This is a genomic window from Corynebacterium sp. KPL2861 (assembly GCF_040225475.1).
Lineage (GTDB): Bacteria > Actinomycetota > Actinomycetes > Mycobacteriales > Mycobacteriaceae > Corynebacterium.
Genome location: NZ_JBEHFW010000013.1, coordinates 1 through 18,229, shown reverse-complemented (window position 1 = coordinate 18,229; position 18,229 = coordinate 1). Strand labels below are relative to the sequence as shown.

Below are 18,229 nucleotides of genomic sequence, written 5' to 3'. Positions count from 1 at the left end.
GAAAAAGGTAGCGCCCCACCCAATTCCCAGCAGAAAAAGGGCGGAAGAAGGTGGGGCGCTTAGTCACTGTGCCGCGGCGACGGCAACTGGCGTATTAGTCGCGCAGGTTGCCCACGTTGCGGATGATGCCGAAGCGGTGCATGGTCACGGAGACTGCCTGCTCGAGGAGGTAAGGCATGAGCTCACGGCGGCCATCGGCAAGCACGGGCTGGTCCAGCACCACGGAGTTGGAGCGCACCGCTGCCTCGTAAACGGAATCCGGCACGGTGCCCAGGGCGCGCACGCGGGAGGACTCGTCATTGGCCACGGCGGCGGCGAAGGAACCGTCAGAAATGGACTTCACGTCGAAGCCGAGCTCCTGCAGCTGGCCGGCAACCTCTGGGGCGGCGGAGATTTCCGTCTCGGTGCCGGTAATCCCGGAAGCCAGTACCTGGCGGGCGACATCGCGCAGCTTGTAGTCCTCGCCCACGCGGATGCGCAGCTTGGTCAACAGTGGGCGGTAGCGGAAGCGATTGGCCTCAGAAACCAGTGCGGTGCGGTCGTGGGTGCGACCGAATTCCTCGAGCCATGCAATCCGGTCCAGCTCGGCAGAGCGCCAGAGCCATTCCAGATCGTTCTGGCTGAGCTCATCAGAAAGCTCATCGCGCAGGCGCTGCAGAATCTTCACGCTGGCTGGGGCGATATCCACGTCGCGCGGCTTGAGCTCGCCATCGGTCCAAGTACCCATCTGGGCTACGTAGTTCGGGCCGCCGGCCTTGGCGCCCGGTCCCATGACGGATTTCTTCCAGCCACCGAAGGACTGGCGCTGGACAATCGCGCCGGTAATGCCGCGGTTGACGTAGGCGTTGCCCACCTCAACGTTGTCGATCCAGTACTCGATTTCCTTGTCATCCAGGGAGTGGATGCCGCCGGTCAGGCCATAGCCGGTGCTGTTTTGCCAAGCGATGGCCTCTTCCAAGGTATCGGCGTACATGATGCCAAGGATGGGGCCGAAGCACTCGTTCTTGTGGTACCAAGAGCCCGGTTGGACATTATCGCGAATGCCCGGGGACCACAGGGTGCCTTCTTCGTTGAGCTTCTCTGGCTTCAGCAGCCACTTCTCGCCCGGCTCCAGCTGGGTCAGGCCGCGCAGCAGCTTCTCGCTCGGCTTTTCAGCCAGGCCGTTCATCGTGGTGGTGATGTCATAGCCCGGGCCAGGCTTCAGGGTCTTGACGGAATCCAGCAGCTGCTCGCGCAGGCGCTTGGACTTGCCCGCAGCGCCAACGAAAATCACCAGCGAGGCTGCCGAACACTTCTGGCCGGAGTGACCGAAGGCGGAGTTGTACAGGTCCTGGATAGCCAGGTCCGGGTCGGCGGCCGGGGTGATGACCAGCGCGTTCTTACCGGAGGTCTCTGCCATCAGGTTCATCTTGGGCTTCCAGGAGCGGAAGAGCGCGCCGGTATCGGATGCACCGGTCAAGATGATGTTGTCCACGTCATCGTGGGAGAGTAGGGCCTTGCCGGCATCGCCTTCATCAGTAAGCACCAGCTGCACCAGATCCGGGTCCAAGCCTTCTGCTTCGAGTGCGGTACGGAAGGCCTCAACCACCATCTTGCCGCAGTGGACTACCTGGGGAGCAGGCTTGACGATGACCGCCGAGCCCGCAGCCAAGGAGGCCGCAATGCCGCCAGTAGGAATGGCGATGGGGAAGTTCCACGGTGGGGTCACCACGGTGACGGTGTGCGGGTGGAACTCGGAGTGTGCCTCTTCCAAGAAGCGAGCGGACTGCCCATAGTAGGTGCAGAAGTCAATGGCTTCCGAGACCTCAGGGTCAGTCTGGGTGACCGTCTTATTGGCCTCGTAGGCTGCCACGGAGATGAAGTCTCCGCGCTTGGCGGCCAGCTGGTCCGCAACGGCGTCTAGGGCAGCGGCGCGCTCTGCGGCGGGGCGCTTACCCCATTCGGTGCCCAATTCCTTGGCGCGGGCGACGTAGCTTTCAACAGCGGTGGGGTCGGTGACCTCTTGGACGCCGTGCTCACCAGGGTCATTCGCAAGCGCGCGCTTGGCCCAGGTGCGGTTCGGGGTAATTGCCGGGTCCGTATCGGGCTCGTTCCTGAAGCGTCCGGAATCCGGTGCCTGGCGCCCGGAATCCTCGAGGCGGTTTTGGGTGCGGCGCGATCCAGCGAAGGTATCCCAGCGCTTGGCAACGGCCTTGCGGAACGTCTCTTCCTGGCTTGCCAGTGGTTCTTCGCCCGGGGCAAAGAGGGCGTAGAGGAAGTTCTGCGGCGCGGAGTTCTCCTCCAAGCGGCGCACCAGGTAGGACACGGCGACGTCAAAGTCATCTGCGTGGACCACCGGGGTGTAGAGGATCTGGCGGCCCTCGTAGACCTTGCGCACCGCTGCCTGCTGCGCCGGGGACATGCCCTGCAGCATCTCAGAATCCAGCATGTGCAGCACACCGCGCTTTACACCCAGCTCATAAGCCATGGCGGCGGTGTACAGGTTGTGGCTGGCCACACCAATGCGGATGCAGTCCGCGAATTCCTCCTGGAGGATGTAATCCAGCAGGCGGTAGTAGTTAGCGTCAACGTCCAGCTTGTTGGTGTAGGTAGCCAGCGGCCAGTCGTGGACTTCGCTTTCTGTGGTCTCCATGGACAGGTTGGCGCCCTTTACAATGCGCACCTTGACCTTGGCGCCGCCCTCTGCCACGCGCTGCTTGGCAAATTCCGCGATGTCCTGGAGGGCGTCGAAGGTATCGGGCAGGTAAGCCTGCAACACGATGCCGGATTCCAGGTTCTTGAACTCCGGCTCGCTCAAAAGGCTCTTGAACAGGCGCAGCGTCAAGTGGAGGTCGTGGTATTCCTCCATGTCCATGTTGATAAAGACCTGTGGGTTGCGGCGTGCGGCTTCCTGGTAGAGCGGGCGCAGGCGGTCCTTCAGGCGCTCCACGGAACTGCCGATGTCCCAGTTATTCGGCTGCGCCACCATCGAGGACGCCTTGACGGATACGTAGGTCACGCGCGGGTTCTTGATGAGCTCCAGCGTGCGGCGCGCGCGGGACATTGCTTCCTCTTCACCGAGCACGGCCTCACCCAGGAGGTTGAGGTTCAATTGCTCGCCGGAGGCAGCGGCCTTTTCCAGGGTGTCATTGAGCGCATCCGATTCCGCGTCCAGCACCAGGTGGCCAACCATCTTGCGCATGTACAGGCGCGCTACCGGCATGACCAGGTTAGGCAGGATCGGGCCGAAGAAACCGCCGGCGCCGACGAGCGCGCCATTGATGCTGCCCAGGAAGGACGGATCGTACTGGGAAGAAATGTCCTTCAGCGCCTTGGCCGCGACCTTGTCATCTTCGGGGCGCATGACGCGGTCAACGAAGTCCATGGTGAACTTCACGCCGTTGTCATCGCGCAACAGCTCCGCGAGCTGCTCGGTGGCCTTGTCCTTTTCATCTGCGGTGGAATCGAGCCAGCCCTGTGCGCGCTTAATGGCGGCGGGCAGTACGGCCTCAACATCATCGGATAGTGGCGTGCGGGTGTATGCGGGAGAAGTCATGTGGAATTCAACCTCTTTTTCGAAACGTGTACTTCCAGGTTGGTGGCCAACCCACACCGCGGTGTGGCCTTTGTGCTGTGACTTTTAGCGCCGGTGGCAGAAAGTGGCTGGTAAGTCTTTGGAAATTGGAAAGCATGCGGGCTAATAGGACGCCGCATACGTGGCAGGGAGTGGAACACGCGGAGTGCGCGCGCCGCTGCTCGGTGGTTTAAACCAAGCGAATCAACAAGCCATAGTGCTACCGGTATTGGGGACCGGGGGCCTGTCGCTATGGCGGCGAACGCGTGCCAAGTTGGTGTTCAACACTCACCTGCTTTCTACACTGTGGCGATGTGGAGCTAGGGGACAGAAAAGAAAGCTCAGAAGTGATTTTCTATTCCGGTTCTAGCGTGGGCATCACCGGCCGAATGAAGCCGATTGATGCGCGGGAAATGCTATGTAGTTGTGTGTGAAATCAATTATAGGGTTGCCGATATAGTGATGCTAGTCTCGTTAGCAAAATCGGCTGTGGGGGTAAAAAGATAAAAAATAAAATCCCAGCATGTGGGGTTTAGAGGGGGTGGGGCCACGATTAAGGGCAGGCGCCATTCGCTGTTATGCAGCTATTTGCCGTACCCCGCTTTTAGCGCTTTGACCGCTAGCTCGAGACGAGACTTGGCGTGAAATTCGGTTAACAGGCTAGAAACATATTTCTTTACCGTTCCCGGAGCATAGTGAGTGCTTTTTGCGATCTCTTCGTTGGATTTTCCCTCGCATACTAAATCGAGGATCTGAGCTTGAGCAGGCGAAATATGGTGCTCAGGGGCGGAAACCGCAGACGTAGATTGAGCATCGTTTTCGCTCCAGCCAGGCATTTGTTGGAATAAGCGCGTTAAAGGTTGGGGAGCCACGACCGTGCCACCGCGGACGGCCTCGCGCACCGTATCCAAAATATAGGCCGGCTTCGAGCTTTTGAGGATATAGGCTGCCGCCTTATTGGACAGGACTTCCCTTAGGGTGTCGTCATTATCCATTGCGGTCATAGCAATGAATACCGGTGGATTAGGCAGCTCATTAAGCTCGCGCAGCAGTGCTGTGCCGTCCATCTCCGGCATATGAATATCCGCGATGACGGCATCGACATCGTGTTGTTCTAGCTGCTGTAATGCGGCTTTCCCATTTTCTGCGACGGCGCTGATTTCCATATCTTCGGCCGCAGCGAAATAGTGGCCGAGTGCCTCGATGACTAGTGGGTCATCATCGACTAGGAGCAGCGAAGTTTTTACTTGAAGCACCATGGGGCTGGGCAGCCGAAGACGAGCTCTGCCGAGGACTCGTATTTATTGTTTTGCGGGAGGTCGCCAGGGGTGAGGTCTGCGCCAACGAGAGAGGCGGACAGCATGAGGGGCGCGAGAAAGCTAGCGAGGGCAGCCTGCATTGCACGACTCCTTTATATAAAAACCGGATTTATAAGAAACATACGTAAGTGTAGTAAAGGAATGGTGGCGCTGCCAGCGAAGGTGGCTGAACTAACGTTCTTCATGCGCAGACGGGGGCAGCGCGAGCGTGAGCTCCCAGTATTCATTGACACGACCTGCCTCCAGCCGAGCATCGATAGTTGCCGCAAGGCGCGTCATCGAATTAATTCCTATGCCGGAGGAAGTCTCCGGCGTGGTGCTCGTTGGCTTGGCAATAGGGTTGCGGATAGTAAGAATCGTCCATCCCAAATGTGGTTGTGCCGATACGCTAATTTCCGCCCCAGGCGGCGAGTACTTGACGGCGTTGAGGCAAGCCTCCCTGGTGATGGCTGCGACCGAGTCAAGAACAGAAGGAGAAAACTGGGGGCAAAAATCTTCTCCGCTTACCTTAATGATTGGCGTGCGGTTGAGCTTTGATAGCTGTTCTTCTTCCCAGGCCAGTACCTGTGCAAGGCTTGTAGGGCGTGGTGCTGGTTTAAAACTGAGTTCGTCGTTGATGCCGTCAATATTGGAACGCAAGACTTTAGTTAAAGCGCGTATTTCAGACATCGACGAGCGCATCGCATCGCTTAATTCATCGAGGCGGCGGCTGAGCTCCGGTGTGGTGGTGTATTCCAAACTGAGCGCTTCTAACTGCATGGTATTGACGGTAAGGCTGGAAATTACCGAGTTATGCAGGGTTTCAGCTAGGTCGGACTGTCGGCGCTTGACATCGTTATTCCACTCCACCATGGCGGTTTTATAGCGCCGTGCGGAATGGGCGAGTGAGCTGCCGATGAAGGTGCTAATGACCAAGAAAATTCCCCAGACCAGTGCCGGTGTTGGATTGAGGACTAGCCGCAACGTACTAGGATCTACCAGTCCTACCAGCCAAAACACTACGCAGAGAAGAATCGACTGCCACTTGGTACTGCGAAAAGCGAATACGGCAAGGAATACCGGGGCTAAGAAAACGGAACTGGCGTAGGGGATTCCCACGGTAAGGATGGCAATAATCCAAATTGCCAGAAACCCCACTGCCATGGTCTTCGGGTATCGATAGGCAGATGTAGTGATGGCCGTCAAAATTAACCCGACGATTGCCGCTGAAAGTTGGTGTTTAGTTGGGGTGAGAAATGCGGCGAAAAGGGTAAGCGCCAAGCAAATGATGGCGATTAGCGCTGCGGTGCGCTGTAGGGTCATCGCCGCGCGAAGGCGGTGGCGAAATGGAAGTGGCGGAGTAAAAGTCACGGTGGAATGTGCTTCTTTGGTGCTCAGGCTGAATAGTTGTGAAAAGCTTTTGGCGTCTCGCACCTAGCTTAAGGCCTGGAAGCGTGAAACCAGCAAATGAAAACAACTAAACCCCGCACCTTCCGGTGCGAGGTTTAAAACCTGCGTGGAAAAGTGCGGGGGTTTAGTCGGTCTTCATGAAGGAGTGTAAACGCGAAGGTTTACTTAAGCGTTGGCTGCGGTTTCGGTAGCAGCGTCAGCGTTGTCCTTGGAGGACAGGCCCTCGATTACGGAGGACAGGTCCACTGAGTCGGAGTTGGACTCGGAGGACAGCTCAGCAGCGCCCTTGATGGCCTTGAAGATTGCCTCGAAATCGAGGGAGGAGCTGAGGTTTACGAGGGTGTCGAGCATTGGACGTTTCCTTTCGAATTGGCGGAGTGAAACTACAAATCAATCTCTCTGGGTAGCAACCAGTGGCTGCTGTGGTTTCCAGTATGTGCGAGTTGAATACGCCTGCCAAGCCTCTTTTGGATCCTTTGTGAGGTAACTTTTGGCCACCTTTTTACGGCGCTTTGGGTAGCTTTTAGGTGTGTCAGAGTGTGTTTTTAAAAGTAGTTCGCTCCTGTTTGAAGCGGAAGAGGGGAGCGGGGTTTGAGGCTAAGAGCTGGGGCAATGGAATAATTTTAAAGCAGAGTTGAGCCGGTGGGAATAAGATTTGAGCCTTAACGGTTATAAAGATTGAGTGACACGGGCTCAAGAATTTATGAACGAGTTCGCAACTTCTGTTAGAGTAGCGCACGGACGCAACGAGAAGTTGAGTCACTGACAATCAACTTTATTAACTGCACTCGATAAAAAGGAGAATGAATCATGGGACGCGCAGTAGGTATTGACCTTGGTACGACGAACTCCGTCGTTTCCGTACTGGAAGGTGGCGAGTCCACCGTTATCGCTAACTCCGAAGGCTCCCGCACCACGCCTTCCGTTGTAGCGTTTGCTAAGAACGGCGAAATCTTGGTTGGTCAGTCCGCCAAGAACCAGGCCGTGACCAACGTGGACCGCACCATCCGCTCCGTCAAGCGCCACATTGGTACTGACTGGACCGTCAACATCGATGACAAGGACTACACCTCCCAGGAGATTTCCGCTCGCACGCTGATGAAGCTGAAGCGCGATGCAGAGTCCTACTTGGGCGAGGATGTTACGGACGCCGTTATTACCGTTCCTGCATACTTCGAGGACGCACAGCGTCAGGCCACCAAGGAAGCTGGCCAGATCGCCGGCCTGAACGTCCTGCGCATCGTCAACGAGCCCACCGCGGCTGCGCTTGCATACGGCCTGGAAAAGGGCGAGCAAGAGCAGACCATCTTAGTCTTCGACTTGGGCGGCGGCACCTTCGACGTATCCTTGCTGGAAATTGGCGATGGCGTCGTTGAGGTTATGGCTACCGCAGGTGACAACACCTTGGGTGGCGATGACTGGGACCAGCGCATCGTTGACTGGCTGGTGGACCGCTTCAAGAGCTCCCAGGGCGTTGACCTGACCAAGGACAAGCGCGCCGTGCAGCGTCTGCGCGAGGCTGCAGAGAAGGCCAAGATTGAGCTGTCCTCCTCCCAGCAGGCCAACATCAACCTGCCTTATATCACCGTTGACTCCGACAAGAACCCACTGTTCTTGGATGAGACCCTGACCCGCACCGAGTTCCAGAAGATCACCCAGGATCTGCTGGACCGCACCAAGGCTCCGTTCAACCAGGTCATCAAGGATGCTGACCTTTCCGTCGGCGATATCGACCACGTTGTGCTGGTCGGCGGTTCCACCCGTATGCCGGCCGTATCTGACTTGGTTAAGGAGCTGACCAGCAAGGACCCGAACAAGGGCGTTAACCCGGACGAGGTCGTTGCAGTGGGTGCTGCCCTCCAGGCAGGCGTGCTGCGCGGCGAGGTTAAAGACGTGCTGCTTCTCGATGTCACCCCGCTCTCCCTCGGCATTGAAACCAAGGGCGGCGTGATGACCAAGCTCATCGAGCGCAACACCACCATCCCGACCAAGAAGTCCGAGACCTTCACCACCGCAGAAGACAACCAGCCTTCCGTGCAGATTCAGGTATTCCAGGGTGAGCGCGAGATGGCTACCGCCAACAAGCTGCTGGGTTCCTTCGAGCTCGGCGGCATCGCACCGGCACCTCGCGGTATGCCCCAGATTGAGGTCACCTTCGACATCGACGCCAACGGCATCGTCCACGTGACCGCCAAGGACAAGGGCACCGGCAAGGAAAACACCATCAAGATCCAGGAAGGCTCTGGCCTTTCCCAGGAAGAGATCGACCGTATGGTCAAGGACGCCGAGCAGCACGCTGAGGAAGACAAGAAGCGTCGCGAGGAGCAGGAGCTGCGCAATAACGCAGAGTCCACCTCCTACCAGACCCGCAAGTTCTTGGAGGACAACGAGGACAAGGTCTCTGAGGACACCAAGACCAAGGTCACCGAGGCTGCTGACGCCGTCGACGAGGCGCTGAAGGGCGATGACCTCGACGCCATCAAGTCCGCAGTAGAGAAGCTGTCCACCGAATCCCAGGAGATGGGCAAGCAGATCTACGAGGCACAGGCTGCAGAGGGCGGCGCTGAGGGTGCTGGCGATGCCGGCGCCGCACAGGGCGACCCGAACGTGGTCGACGCTGAAGTTGTGGACGAAGACGAGAACTCCGACGACAACAAGGATGGCGACAAGTAATGACTCAGGACAGCGGAATGCCGCAAAACCCAGGCGACCCGGAAAACACGGATCCGGAGGCTACCTCGGCTGACCGCGCTGAGGCTGCCGCCGAAAAGGCTGAGGAAGCACAGGCTGCCAACGACGCGCAGGCTGATGCCTCCGAAGAAGCCAAGTTGGATCCCACCCTTGATGCGGACCTCGAAGACGCGCTGGCTGATGTCAACGCCGATGAGGTCGAAGCCGAGGCGGAGGGCGATGAGCCCACCTCCACCGGCGCTGCCACCAACGATGTGGAGGCGCAGTTGGCAGAACGCACCGAAGACCTGCAGCGTCTGAATGCGGAATACACCAACTACCGCCGCCGCACCGAGCGTGACCGCCAATCCGTTATCGAAACCGCGAAGGCAAAGGTCATTAGTGACTTGCTGCCGGTGCTCGATGACCTCGATTTGGCCAAGCAGCACGGTGACCTGGAGGGCCCGCTCAAGGCGGTTGCGGATAAGCTCCGCAAGGGCCTAGAGCAGCACAACCTCACCGCCTTTGGTGAAGAGGGCGAACCCTTCGACCCAGAGATGCACGAGGCCGTGCAGGATTTGTCCTCCGGCGATGAGCAGGTGCTCGGCACCGTGCTGCGCCAGGGCTACCGCGTAGGCGAGAGGCTGGTGCGCAACGCGCTGGTCATCATCGCGGACCCCGGTGAGGATTCCGGCAGTTCGGAAGGCACCGAACAAGCCGATTAATCCGGGAAAAGGGCGCCTTGGGAACTGACTGATTCAACTTCCCCCGGCGCCCTTTTTACTAATTACAACCGATTCTTCTTGAAAGGAGGAGATGCCCAGTGAGCGCTAAACCCGAATGGGCAGACAAAGATTATTACGCGGATCTGGGGGTCTCCTCGTCCGCAGACCAAAGCGAGATCAAGCGCGCGTACCGCAAGCTTGCCCGCGAAAACCACCCCGATACCCACCCCGATGACCCTGCGGCAGCGGACCGGTTCAAGCGGGTTGCGGAAGCATACGATGTGCTTTCTGATGCCTCCGAACGCAAAGAATACGACCAGTTCAAGGCCATGCTGCGCAATGGCGGTGGCTTCGGACGGAACGGAGGCGCCGGCTTTCCCGGCGGGTTTCGATCCACGAACATGGGTGGACAAGGTGCGCAAGACTTCGACCTCTCGGACCTCTTCGGAGGCGCCACTGGAGGATCGTCTCAAGGCGGCGGTTTTGGGGATATCTTCGGTAGCGTTTTCAACCGCAGCGGTAGTGCTGGCCACTCAGCTAAACCGTCGCGGGGGGCCGACGTCGAAACGGAAATAACCCTCGATTTCCGCGAGGCCGCCAAGGGGACCACCATCCCGCTGGCCTTAAGCGGTAACGCGCCGTGCACCACGTGCCATGGCTCGGGTTCTTCCTCCGGCAAGACCTCAACGTGCGGGACCTGCAATGGCTCCGGATACACCTCGGAAAACCGCGGTGCGTTCGGCTTTTCCGCCCCATGCAAGGATTGCGATGGCACGGGCCGCCGCATCACAGATCCGTGCCCAGACTGCAACGGCACCGGAACGGTGCACCGCACCCGGAACATCACGGTCCGCATCCCCGCCGGCGTCATCGACGGCCAAAAGGTCCGTATCGCCGGCCAAGGCGAGGCAGGCCCGAATGGCACCCCGGCCGGTGACCTCTTCGTTGCGGTCACCGTCAGGCCTGACAAGGTCTTTACCCGCGACGGCGACGATATCCACATCACCGTCCCCGTCTCGTTTGCCGAGCTCGCCCTTGGTGACACCATCACGGTTCCTACCTTGGATAGCCCGGTCCGCGTGAAGATCCCGGCTGGCACCCCGGATGGCCGCACCCTGCGCGTGCGTGGGCGCGGCATTGCCAAGCGCGCCGGCAAGTCTGGCGACCTCTTGGTGAGCGTGCAGGTCACCGTGCCTTCCAAGCTCGATGCTGCGGCCTCTAGCGCCCTGCGCACCTATGCACAAGCCGAAAAGGACTCTGGCTTTAATCCCCGCGCAGGCTGGGCCGGCGCGGAGAGCAATTAAGGCAGGAGGTGCATTGCACAATGAGTACTGGAAAGGCAGAAGGCTCCGCCACCGCGGTCTACGTCATTTCCGTGGCCGCCGAGCTTTCCGGGATGCACGCCCAAACCCTGCGCACCTATGACCGCATGGGTTTGGTCTCCCCGGCCCGCACTCGCGGCGGCGGCCGCCGTTATTCGGATCGCGATATTGAACTGCTCCGCAAGATTCAGGCGCTTTCGCAAGACGATGGCGTCAACCTTGCCGGCATCAAATCCATCATCGAGTTAACCGAAGAACGCGATCGGCTCGAGGCCGAACGCGATGCGCTTGCCGATGAGGTCCGCACCCTCCGCGACCAGCTCGCCGCCGGGCAGCGCTCGGGGGCACAGCACCCCCAAGCGCAGGGGCAGTACACCCGCGGCGCACAGGGCCCGCAAGGTTCGCAGGCCCCAGTGCGTTCCCAACGCAGCGGTGAGCTCGTCCACGTCCCGCGGTCTACCTCCGTGGTGATGTGGAGCCCGCGCACCGCGCGCGATCGCAAACGCAATCGCCGAAACAACGGCGGCTAAACCGGCTAAACCGGCTAAACCGGCTAAACCGCCTAATTCGTCCTGCGGACGAGAAACCTCAACTTAAACCCTCCATACCTTTCACGGCGTAGCGCCCGCACAGGTATGGAGGGTTTATCTCTGCCCAAAAGTCCCTCACCCTGGCAATGCCACACCCGCATAACCGGACTTTGGCCTGTGAAGAAATGTTAATTCCCCACCCCTATTTTGTGCGAGATGCGAAAAATTGCATTACTATGGCCGGAAAGCAGGTGAGGTACACCACAGTAGAGCGCCTGCAGTGGTCCGAGCCATACCCGGCAAGGGCCATACCTGGCAAGAGCCACAGTCAGAATTTCTACACGAGAGGACACCACCATCATGACTTTGTACGCAGCGCCCGGAACCGAAGGGGCTATCGTTAACTACCGCGACCGCTATGACAACTACATTGGCGGTAAGTGGGTCCCGCCAGTCGATGGCGAATACATGGACAACATCAGCCCCGTGACCGGTGAAGTATTTTGTCAGGTGGCCCGCGGCAAGGAAGCCGATGTCAATGCGGCCATCGACGCCGCGGAAAAGGCGTTTGCTACCTTTGGCAAGACCACGCCAGCAGAGCGCGCGCTCTTGCTGCACCGCATCGCGGACCGGATTGAAGAAAACCTCGAAAAGATCGCTGTGGCGGAGACCTGGGAAAACGGCAAGGCCGTCCGCGAGACCTTGGCCGCCGATATCCCGCTGGCCGTTGACCACTTCCGCTACTTCGCGGGCGCCATCCGTGCACAGGAGGGCCGCCTGTCCCAGATCAGCGAAGACACCGTGGCCTACCACTACCACGAGCCGCTCGGCGTGGTTGGCCAAATCATCCCGTGGAACTTCCCGCTGCTCATGGCCTCTTGGAAGATTGCACCGGCCCTAGCCGCTGGTAACTGCATCGTGCTCAAGCCTGCGGAGCAAACGCCAGCATCCATCCTCTTGCTCATGGACATCATCGGAGACCTCCTCCCAGATGGCGTACTCAATATCGTCAACGGCGTGGGCGAGGAGGCCGGTGCGGCATTGTCGGGTTCGGATCGCATCGCCAAGATCGCGTTTACCGGCTCCACCCCGGTGGGCAAGCTCATCAATAAGGCCGCCGCAGACAAGGTTATCCCGGTCACCCTGGAACTCGGCGGTAAGTCGCCGTCCATCTTTTTCAAAGACATCATGGATGAAGATGACTCCTACCTGGAAAAGTGCGTCGAGGGATTCGTCATGTTTGCCCTCAACCAGGGCGAGGTCTGCACCTGTCCATCGCGTGCGTTGGTCCATGAGGATATTGCCGATAAGTTCTTGGAGCTTGCCATCGAGCGCGTCAAGAAGATCAAGATTGGCCACCCGTTGGATACCGAAACCATGATGGGTGCCCAGGCCTCCCAGGAGCAGATGGACAAGATTACCGAGTACCTCAAGATCGGCCCGGAAGAAGGCGCGGAAACGCTCATCGGCGGCCACGTGAACAAGGTGGAGGGTCTCGAAAACGGTTACTACATCGAGCCCACGGTATTTAAGGGCAGCAACGAGATGCGCATCTTCCAAGAGGAAATCTTCGGGCCCGTGCTCTCAGTGGCAACCTTCAAGGACTACGATGAGCCCATCGAGATCGCGAATACCACCAACTTCGGCCTCGGCGCCGGCGTGTGGTCGCGCCAGCAAAACATCTGCTACCGCGCCGGGCGCGATATTCAGGCCGGCCGCGTGTGGGTCAACCACTACCACGACTACCCAGCACACAGCGCCTTCGGTGGCTACAAGGAATCAGGCTTGGGCCGCGAGAATCACTTGATGATGCTCGGCCACTATCAGGAAACCAAGAACATGCTGGTCTCGTATTCGGACGCCCCCGCAGGCCTGTTCTAAACCCACAACTGGCGTTCCCCAACCTGCGCTAATCCGTCCTCGATTCCCCAGCAGTCACCGTGCCCAGCCCGTGCAGGAACTGTGGGTCCTCCCAATAGGACCCGTGGTCCCCGGGCAGGCCATCCGCGCCGGGGAGGGGAGTGGCACCAAAGGACTGGACGGTGGGATCCGGTCCGTGGATCCCGCTCAGTGGCCCCGTCGCGATAGCGATGGGGTCATTGTCATTGGTCGCCGCCCACACGGTGCCGTGCAGCTCGCGGGCATGCTGAGCACTCGTGCCGGGGCTTCCCACCAGTACGATATCGGAGGCGATTTCCTCCTCGCGCGCCGCGTATCCGGTCACGACGGAGCCATAGGAATAACCCACCACCGTTCGCTTTGCGCCTGGATACCGCTTGCCGATGCCCCGCTGAAACCGCACCAACTCCTGCCCCGCCGCCCGCGCGGGATCGGCATGCACGGCGCGCGGCAAACTCGACGGGGCCTGATAACCCAACCACACGGCGGCAGGACCACCGCTCGCCTTAGCGATATTGCGGCCACGGTCCACGGCGCGCTGCCAGGTAGTGGGGTCGGAGGAATGCACGCCTTCGACAAACGTGGTCACGGACGCAGGCTCCGTGCGAAAGCCCTCAGGATCCACCAGCGCCACCAGCCGTCCGGGGCTGGTCTCCACGATGCGCATATCGGGATTATCCGCGGCCAGCTTCGCCACGCGGTCGCTGGCCTGGGCGAGGTTAATCTCGTGGATGGTATCGAGGGGAAGATCGGCAAAATCCTCGAGCCGCTGCGGCGGTTCCACCCCCGCGGGCGTGCAGAGGGCGTCGATTTCTTGGGAGCAGAGCCAGTCGAGGGCATCGCCAAGCGCGCGCACCTCCCGCAGCAGCACGCCTCCAGCTAGCGCGGCGGGCCCAGAAAACTCATCAACCTTGCCTAGAAAAGAAATGATCTGCGCTTCCACCCCCTCGCGCCAGGCCTGCAGGTCCGCGTGCCGGTCAAGCACCTCGATGACCTGCTCCATCTGCCCAAGGGGGCTACTCAGCCACTCGGTCGCCTCCGCTAACCCGGATCGCGCCGCCACGCCCGCGGGCCCACCCAGCGATAGCGAGTGCCAATCGTGGTGCGAGTCCACATAGTGAGTGTGCAGGCCAGAGCGATCCGCGGCGAGCTGCGCGGCGCTGTGGCGCAGGGCAGTCGATAAATTCATCGCGCCCTCCTCAAGCTCGCAGCGAGCGAGGAATCGAGCGCGCCGCTGCGGTCCAGGAAGACGTGGAGGCTGCGCAGGCGCTCGGAAACGGTGGCATCGCTAAGCTGCTGCGTCTCAGACCACTGCGCCACCGCGCGCTGCAGGGCGGCAGACGTCCGGGAAGCCACGCTTAAGCGTGCCCCCGGCATAGCCGCCGCCGGCCGCGCCCTCAACGTGCGTACATGTGCGGGAAGGTATTCAGGAATATCTACATAACTCATGGCCTTAAGCGTGGCCGCTGCGGGCTGTGGCCGCGAGGGCAAAATCGCCAACCTGTGGATAACTAGGTGACGCTGCACTAAGTTGGGATTTATGAAAGTAGCAGCAGTGCAATTGACATCTACCGGCAGTATCGAGGAAAATCAAGAACTTGCCCTGGATAAAATCCGCGAGGCCGCGGCGGCGGGCGCGCGCCTTATCGTGCTGCCAGAGGCCACCTCGCAGAACTTCCGCTCGGGCCGCCTAGACGAGCAAGCGCAGAACCTCGAAGGCCCGTTCGCCACCGCGATTCAGGAAGCGGCGGAGGAGTTGGAGGTCACCGTCGTCGTCGGCATGTTCTGCCCAGCCGATACCATCGAGCGCGAGGATAAGACCATCAACCGCGTATCCAATACCGCGCTCGTCGCGGGCCCTGGCGTGCTGGGCGGCTACGAGAAAATCCACACCTACGATGCCTTTGACTACCGCGAATCCGACACGGTGCAGCCCGGGGAATCCTTGGTGACCTTCGACGTCGATGACCTCACCGTCGGCGTCGTGGTCTGCTACGATATCCGCTTCCCGGAGCAGTTCAAGGACCTCGCGCGCGAGGGCGCGCAACTCATCGTCGTGCCCACCAGCTGGGCAGATGGCCCCGGCAAGCTGGAGCAGTGGCGCCTGCTCACGGCGGCGCGGGCACTGGATTCCACCAGCTATATCCTCGCCGCGGGCCAATCCCGCCCGGGCGGCAATGCGGAGGCCGGTTCTCCCTCGGGCCCGACCGGCATTGGGCACTCCACCATCGTCGATCCCAACGGCGTGCGCGTGGCCGAGGCCGGCTACGAAGACGAAATCCTCTACGCCGATATCGACCCGCAAGAAGTAGCGAAGACGCGCCGCTCCCTGCCGGTGCTAGAACTTAACGACTAAGACTGCGCCGCATAATCCTCCGGCAGCCACTCCCGGTCGCGGCCCCAGCTGTGGCTTAAGATCCACTGCTTGCCGATGCCCCTTTTCTCCAACCCCCTCCTTCCTTCCGCTACCTCCTCGGCGCTGCCGAAGAGGGCGAAGTAAGTGGGTGTGCCTGTGGATAACTCGACCTCGTTGACTACTACATCGGTCGGGTCGGGGGAGAGGGTGTGGGTGGCGGCATCGGCAAGCGGCCGTGCCCCCAGCAACCACGGGTCGTTTTCCTGCCGGATGATGCGGCGCAGGTTGAGATCGGGGTAGAGGGCCGCAAGGTTCTGCTGGAAATGCGTGTCATAGTGCGCGCCGGGGCTATCCGCAACGGCAAAAATCTGCAGGTCCAGGTTCTTCGCGAGTCCCTCCTCGCCCGCATCCGCGGCCTGGCGGGCCGCCAGCGCTAAGCACCGCGCCGCCGCCCAACCGGTGCCATAGGCCACGATGACCAGCCTGCCCCCGCGCAACGCGCGCAGGTCCTGCCAGATGGACCCGGTGGGCCGGCCCAAAGTCCACCAATCACCCGGCTTGGTATGCGCAAGCGACCGCGAAGCCTCGCCCACCGCGGCGACGTGGAAGACCAGCTGGCCGGTGGCATCGCTTGGCTGGGCTGGGGTGAGCATCCGCCACTGGCCGGGAAGGTACTGGGTGGTAACGGGGAAATACTGTCCCGGCTCAAAGGCTGCGGGCATTCCCGCCTCGACGCGAATGGTCGCGGTTTCGCGCGTCGGCCGATCCACCGCGACCACCTGCCCCGAATACGCCGGCGCCTCCCCGGCCAGGTCCGCCTCGCGCGCCGCAGTGGCCATCTCCGCGCAGACCTCGTGGATGACGGCACAAGCGAAGTCGTATTGGTACCGCGTCAGCGCCAATACCCGCAGGCCCTTGATGAGCGCCTCCTCGAACCGCGCGTACACCTCGGCCGGGAAGCCGTGCCTGCGGTGATCGCGGCCGAGCTGCGCAATCTTCTCCCGGACGCCCTCGGGCAGCGCAGCCCCAACCCCGGATCCAACCCCCGTGCCGGCCTTGCTGGGCTCCGTATGTTCAATCACCCACGCCAATGCGTGCACCATGGACCGGTGGGTGTCCTGCATAGAAAGGGAAAAGACCTGCCGCGCCTCCGGCACCATGAGGAAAAACTGGTCATGTACCGCATCGCGGTAGTCGTCTGCATACTTCCGGAAGTGCTCGCCCAATTCCCACATGCTTTCCCATCCTAGTGTGCTTGCTCGCCTCTATTTCGCACTTTCACCCCGCGCCTGCCTTTTTGGTGGGCAGCGGCGCCCGCTCCAACGGCCTCCGGTTTAGCAGCCCCGCATTATCGTCCCCGCGCTACAGTCCCAGCACCTTGATAACCTCGCGCGCCGCCAAGCGCCCCGCGCGCGTCGCCCCCACCGTCGAGGCTGTCGACCCGTATCCGGCGAGGAAAACCCGTGGGTTCGCGACAGGCGAGACCTCGTTGCGCATGACAATCCCGCCCTTGCGCGAGCGCAAGCGCAACGGCGCCAGGTGGTCCAGAACCGGGCGGAAACCGGTATTCCAAAAGATGACGTCCACCGCCACGTGCGTGTCCGCCGGGTACGGCCGCCATGCCACCACGCTTTCCGATGCCCCCACAACCCCACCGCTCACAGCAGCGTCGCCGTCCGCCACCGTCTCACGGTGCGCCGCAGATTCATCGCTCGCCGCAGTCCTGCTACTCGTCGCAGCCTCGCCAAACCGCACGCCGGTCGCGTCGATGGCATCGAACATTCCGCGCGAGACTAAAACGCCGCGCTCTACCGCATCCAGGTATTCCTGCCAGGGCGGAATCCCGGTGGTCGAGACCACCGAGGCTGGAGGATTGCCGCTAAAGACCCGCTCGCGGACCTTCTTTTCCACATCCAAGCCCCACTGTTTATCAAACTCCGTATCCGTAAAATCCGGAGCCCGCCGCGTCGCCCAGGTGGTCTGGGCGATGCCCTCAAGCTCCAGCAAGAACTGCACCGCGGATAGCCCACCGCCAACGACCAACACGCGCTGGCCTGCAAAATCCTCCGCCGCCGAATAGTCCTTGGTGTGCAGTTGGCGCCCGCCGAAACTGCCGATGCCCGGAATATAAGGAATATACGGCCTATCCCACGCGCCAGTGGCGTTGACGATGGTGTCCGCGGAAAACTGCTCGCCGGATTCCAACGTCACGAGGAACGCACCGCGCGGCTCGGGCTCGTCGTGCGAAGCGTGCACACTGCGTGGCTCGTCTGGGGTTTCTGTTGCGCGCTCATCGTGCGCGCTGCGTTCAGTGTGTGCTCCGCGTTCATTGCGCGCGCCGTGCGCGCCGGGCAGGGCACGGACGCTGCTGACGCGCGCCGGGCGGTATGGCCGCAGCTGAAACTTCTCTTCGTAGGCGCCGTAATAGTTGGCAACTACCTGGGAGGCGGGGGAGGAGGCATCGGC

15 protein-coding genes are annotated in these 18,229 nt (G+C 60.8%); 6 read left to right on the top strand and 9 right to left on the bottom strand.

Translation table 11 applies throughout. The features are described 5' to 3' along the window. Positions 1–94: 94 nt before the first annotated feature. The 5 genes from ABRP84_RS10140 to ABRP84_RS10120 all read right to left on the bottom strand — a co-directional run bounded on the left by ABRP84_RS10140 (position 95) and on the right by ABRP84_RS10120 (position 6,612). The gene (locus ABRP84_RS10140; protein ID WP_349853636.1) at positions 95–3,535 is read right to left on the bottom strand and encodes a bifunctional proline dehydrogenase/L-glutamate gamma-semialdehyde dehydrogenase; all 3,441 of its coding nucleotides are present in this window, start codon (positions 3,533–3,535) and stop codon (positions 95–97) included. A 602-nt stretch (positions 3,536–4,137) separates the two neighbouring features. Then, positions 4,138–4,812: a response regulator gene (locus tag ABRP84_RS10135; RefSeq protein WP_349853635.1), complete on the bottom strand. Its 675-nt coding sequence runs from the start codon at positions 4,810–4,812 to the stop codon at positions 4,138–4,140. After that, positions 4,797–4,952 (bottom strand): hypothetical protein, encoded by a 156-nt coding sequence (locus tag ABRP84_RS10130; RefSeq protein WP_349853634.1) that lies wholly within the window; start codon positions 4,950–4,952, stop codon positions 4,797–4,799. The genes ABRP84_RS10135 and ABRP84_RS10130 overlap by 16 nt, the downstream gene beginning before the upstream one ends. Before the next feature lie 91 nt (positions 4,953–5,043). Further along, positions 5,044–6,222 carry a sensor histidine kinase gene (locus tag ABRP84_RS10125; RefSeq protein WP_349853633.1) on the bottom strand — a complete coding sequence of 393 codons (1,179 nt, stop codon included), beginning with the start codon at positions 6,220–6,222 and terminating at the stop codon, positions 5,044–5,046. 204 nt (positions 6,223–6,426) lie between these two features. Further along, the gene (locus ABRP84_RS10120) at positions 6,427–6,612 is read right to left on the bottom strand and encodes a hypothetical protein (protein ID WP_023024121.1); all 186 of its coding nucleotides are present in this window, start codon (positions 6,610–6,612) and stop codon (positions 6,427–6,429) included. Between the two features lie 459 nt (positions 6,613–7,071). On the opposite strand from ABRP84_RS10120, the gene dnaK reads away from it, so the two are divergent. The 5 genes from dnaK (at position 7,072) to exaC (ending at position 13,389) form a co-directional block, all read left to right on the top strand. Beyond that, positions 7,072–8,934 (top strand): molecular chaperone DnaK, encoded by a 1,863-nt coding sequence (gene dnaK / locus ABRP84_RS10115; protein ID WP_349853632.1) that lies wholly within the window; start codon positions 7,072–7,074, stop codon positions 8,932–8,934. Next, complete coding sequence (grpE, locus tag ABRP84_RS10110) at positions 8,934–9,656, top strand: nucleotide exchange factor GrpE (RefSeq protein ID WP_005279390.1); 723 nt, start codon at positions 8,934–8,936, stop codon at positions 9,654–9,656. The genes dnaK and grpE overlap by 1 nt, the downstream gene beginning before the upstream one ends. Positions 9,657–9,754: 98 nt before the next feature. Further along, the gene (gene dnaJ, locus ABRP84_RS10105; protein WP_349853631.1) at positions 9,755–10,960 is read left to right on the top strand and encodes a molecular chaperone DnaJ; all 1,206 of its coding nucleotides are present in this window, start codon (positions 9,755–9,757) and stop codon (positions 10,958–10,960) included. A 20-nt stretch (positions 10,961–10,980) separates the two neighbouring features. Further along, complete coding sequence (locus ABRP84_RS10100) at positions 10,981–11,508, top strand: heat shock protein transcriptional repressor HspR (RefSeq protein WP_349853630.1); 528 nt, start codon at positions 10,981–10,983, stop codon at positions 11,506–11,508. A 360-nt stretch (positions 11,509–11,868) separates the two neighbouring features. Then, complete coding sequence (gene exaC / locus ABRP84_RS10095; RefSeq protein WP_349853629.1) at positions 11,869–13,389, top strand: acetaldehyde dehydrogenase ExaC; 1,521 nt, start codon at positions 11,869–11,871, stop codon at positions 13,387–13,389. Between the two features lie 28 nt (positions 13,390–13,417). On the opposite strand, the gene ABRP84_RS10090 is transcribed toward exaC, so the two are convergent. Together ABRP84_RS10090 and ABRP84_RS10085 are read right to left on the bottom strand one after the other, a co-directional pair. Then, positions 13,418–14,596: an alpha/beta hydrolase gene (locus ABRP84_RS10090; protein ID WP_349853628.1), complete on the bottom strand. Its 1,179-nt coding sequence runs from the start codon at positions 14,594–14,596 to the stop codon at positions 13,418–13,420. Then, positions 14,593–14,856, bottom strand: coding sequence for a hypothetical protein (locus ABRP84_RS10085; RefSeq protein ID WP_034659553.1), 264 nt, complete (start codon positions 14,854–14,856; stop codon positions 14,593–14,595). Before ABRP84_RS10085 ends, ABRP84_RS10090 begins: the two co-directional genes overlap by 4 nt. 91 nt (positions 14,857–14,947) lie before the next feature. On the opposite strand from ABRP84_RS10085, the gene ABRP84_RS10080 reads away from it, so the two are divergent. Continuing rightward, a complete protein-coding gene (locus ABRP84_RS10080) occupies positions 14,948–15,763 on the top strand; it encodes a carbon-nitrogen hydrolase family protein (protein ID WP_284637508.1) in 816 nt (271 codons plus the stop codon). On the opposite strand, the gene ABRP84_RS10075 is transcribed toward ABRP84_RS10080, so the two are convergent. After that, a complete protein-coding gene (locus tag ABRP84_RS10075) occupies positions 15,760–16,998 on the bottom strand; it encodes an FAD-binding oxidoreductase (protein ID WP_349853627.1) in 1,239 nt (412 codons plus the stop codon). The two genes, ABRP84_RS10080 and ABRP84_RS10075, sit on opposite strands and share 4 nt — an antisense overlap. A 127-nt stretch (positions 16,999–17,125) precedes the next feature. After that, the coding region (locus ABRP84_RS10070) for an NAD(P)-binding domain-containing protein (protein ID WP_349853626.1) at positions 17,126–18,229 on the bottom strand (1,104 nt) is incomplete at its 5' end.